Origin of the sequence: Pseudomonas brassicae (assembly GCF_010671725.1) — a bacterium.
GTDB lineage: Bacteria > Pseudomonadota > Gammaproteobacteria > Pseudomonadales > Pseudomonadaceae > Aquipseudomonas > Aquipseudomonas brassicae.
In genome coordinates this window covers 1-3,154 of sequence record NZ_JAAHBU010000530.1, presented here as the reverse complement: position 1 = coordinate 3,154, position 3,154 = coordinate 1, and the positions used below count along the sequence as shown (strand labels likewise).

1 protein-coding gene and 1 pseudogene are annotated in these 3,154 nt (G+C 65.4%); both read right to left on the bottom strand.

Annotation, left to right across the window (positions count from 1 at the left end; all coding sequences use genetic code 11):
• Positions 1 to 2,336: pseudogene (locus G3436_RS25655) on the bottom strand (TonB-dependent siderophore receptor); the annotation flags it as partial.
• A gap of 103 nt (positions 2,337 to 2,439) precedes the next feature.
• The coding region (locus G3436_RS25650) for a FecR family protein (protein ID WP_163951008.1) at positions 2,440 to 3,154 on the bottom strand (715 nt) is incomplete at its 5' end.

The window sequence follows — 3,154 nt, the reverse complement described above, 5'->3', positions numbered from 1 at the left end:
GTAGTAGGTCTTGTCGAACAGGTTCTTCACGTTCAACTGAAAGCGCACCTTGTGCTCATCCACCCGGGTTTCATAGCTGGCAAATGCATCGGCCACGGTGTACGCCGGCAACTCGAAATCGTTCTCGGCATTGCCCGCCCGCTCGCCCACATACCGCGCCCCGGCACCGACCCGCAGGCGGTCGCCGCCAAACAGGCTGCCCACGTCATACACCGCCGACAACGAGCCGGTATGGCGTGCCACGTTCTGCAGGCGGTTGCCCTTGAACTCGGGGTCCTTGGTGACTTCGGCCGCCGTGTAGGCATAGCTGCCGATCAGGCTCCAGCGCTCGCTCAACTGCCCCGAGAGGTCCATCTCCAGGCCCCGCGATTTCACTTCGCCGGCATTGCTGTACAAGGTGTCGCCCGTGACCGAATCGAAGTTGGCCACCAACACGTTCTGCTTGGTGATATCGAACAACGCCACGGTAGCAGTGACGGCACCTGGCAGGTCGAGCTTGGCACCCAGCTCCCAGGACTTGCCCTCCTCGGGCGCAATCGAGGCATCCAGTACCAGGCCGCCGGTGAGCGGCGCAATGCTGGAGTTGGGCTTGAACGACTCGGTGTAGCTGCCATAGAACGACAGCGTGTCATCGACCTTGTACACCAGCCCCGCGCGCGGTACCCAGGCCTGGCCGCTGTTGTCGGTGTTGGCGGTGAACGGCCGGCCGCGCCCGGCGTACTGGTCGAACTGCTGGTAGCGCGCGCCGGCCACCAGGATCCAGTGCTCGTCGAGGTGGATCGAGTCCTGGAAGAACAGCGAGTTGCTGCGCAACTTGTCGGTCTGCGCACTGTTGGCATCAGAGACCTCGCTACCCTGCTGAACCTCGCCATACACCGGGTCGACATAGCTGAAGGTGTTGCGCGCACCGCGAATCAGGTCGGCACGGTAGACCTTGCGAAACTCGTCATCCAGCCCCAGCAGAAGGTCATGCTGCATGCCGGCCACTTGCACCTTGCCTTCCAGGCTCGCGGTGGCGAAGCGGTCGCTGCTGATGGCGCCAGCGGTGCCATCGAGGCTGCGTGTGAGGGTACCGGCGCCAGCGTCGACACCCGTTACGCGAACCTGGCTGGCATCGTAGGTTTCGCGGTTGAAGCTGTAGCCGAAGTGGGCCTTCCAGTCGTCCGAAAGCTGGTGGTCGACTTCGAGGCGGTACAGGTCCGAACGCCCCTCCATGTTGTTGAACGGCTCGTCCAGGCGGCGCGTGGCCGGAATGTCCAGCGGGTGGTTGGTGAGGTTGCTGATCGCGGTACCGCGGTCGAACGGGTACAGGAACTCACGGTGCTCATAGGCCACCAGCACCTGGGTGTCTTCGCCGAACCAGGCCAGCGACGGCGCCACCAGCGTCTCGCGCTGGGTACCGAAGTTGCGCCAGTAGTCTTCATCTTCATGGTCGAGCACCAGGCGGTAGGCGAAGTTGCTCTGCCCCAGCGCACCGGTGCTGTCGAGCCCGCCACCACTACCGTTTTTGCCACTGCCGTAGGTGGAGCCGCGCAGCTCGACGGCATTGTATTGCTGCAGTTGCGGGCGCTTGCTGACCACGTTGATCACCCCGCCCGGGTCCTGGATGCCATACAGCAGCGACGCCGCCCCTTGAGCACTTCGACCCGCTCGGTGGTGGCGTTGAGGCTGCGCCCCTGCACGATCGGCATGCCATCGCGCATGATCGAGCCGTCGCGGTTGTCGCCGAAGCCGCGCTTCATCACGGTGTCGGAGGTGCCGCCGAAATTGTTGCCCTGGGTGATGCCGCTGATATTGCTCAGGGCATCGTCGAGATTGCGCGGGGCCTGGTCCTTGAGCACTTGGGCCGGCACCACGTTGATCGCCTGCGGGATCTCCAGGTTGGGTACCTGGCTGCGCATGATGGCGCTGGTGGTGGGCGGCTGGTAGCTGCCAACGCTGTCCTGCTGCGACGACACCGTGGTGGGCGCAAGGCTCAAGGTGCCGACCTGGGCCAACGGTTCGAGGGTGAGCGTACGCGCATTCAGCCGACGGTAGCTGAAGCCGCTGTTGCCCAGCAGGCGTTGCAGGGCCTGGTCGACGCTGAAGGTGCCGTCGAGTGCCGGCGCATCGAGCCCTGGCAGCTCGACGGTATACACCACGCTCAGCCCGGTCACGCGGCTGAAGTCGTTGAGGGCCTGGGGCAAGGGCTTGCTGGCCTGGGCAAAGCGATACACCTGCTCGACCTGCTGCGCCGCCACGGCCTGGTTCATCGTAGCGGCCACCGGCAGCCATGCTGCCGCTCCAAGACCGATTGAAACACAACGCACCAACGAGGATTTTGCCCTGAACTTCATGCCGACGACCTGTGAGTGAACCTATCGTATGCGAATGAATCGCACTTTCACCCACTACACGGATGCCGCCTGCACTTACCTCACCTGCACCCGCAACTTTTTTTCAGCGCAGCAGCGTGACCCGTCCCAGCAGCGTGTTGCGCTGGAACCCGGCAACCGTGCCGAGGGCGTCCAGCGCCGCCAGGGGGTCGTTGGCAGGGAAGCTGCCGCTGACCTTGCGCTGCGCCAGCGCGTCGCCCAGCAGCACAATGCGCCCCGGGTAGTAGCGCGACAGCTCTTCGACCACCTGGGCCAGCGGGGTCTGGTAATAGGTGAGCCAGCCCTGGCGCCAGGCCAGCCGGCTTTCACTGTCGACGCGGTGCACGGGGCTGGCGCTGCCGTGCACGTAGGCCACCTGCTGGCCGGCCGTCAGTAGCTGCTGGGCCTGGCCGCTGGCAGGGGTAACCCCGACCTTGCCGGAAAGCACGGTAACGGTGGCACCGTCGTCGCGGCGACGCACTTCGAACTGGGTGCCCATCACCCGCACCTCACCGCCGTTGGCATGCACGGTGAACGGCGCGCCGGTGTGTGTCACCTGGAAGAACACCGCGCCCCGGCGCACCTGCACCTGGCGCTGGCCGTGGCTGAAATCGACCCTGATGGCGCTGTCGGCATCCAGCACCAGCTGCGACTGGTCGGCCAGGGTCACGGATTTGAGCTCACCCACCGCGGACACGTAGTCGGCGCCCAGGTCATCGACCCAGTTGGCCGGGTGCCAACCGGCACCGAGCATGACGCCGAGCAGCACCGTGGCGGCCACCGCCAACCGCGCGCCCCGC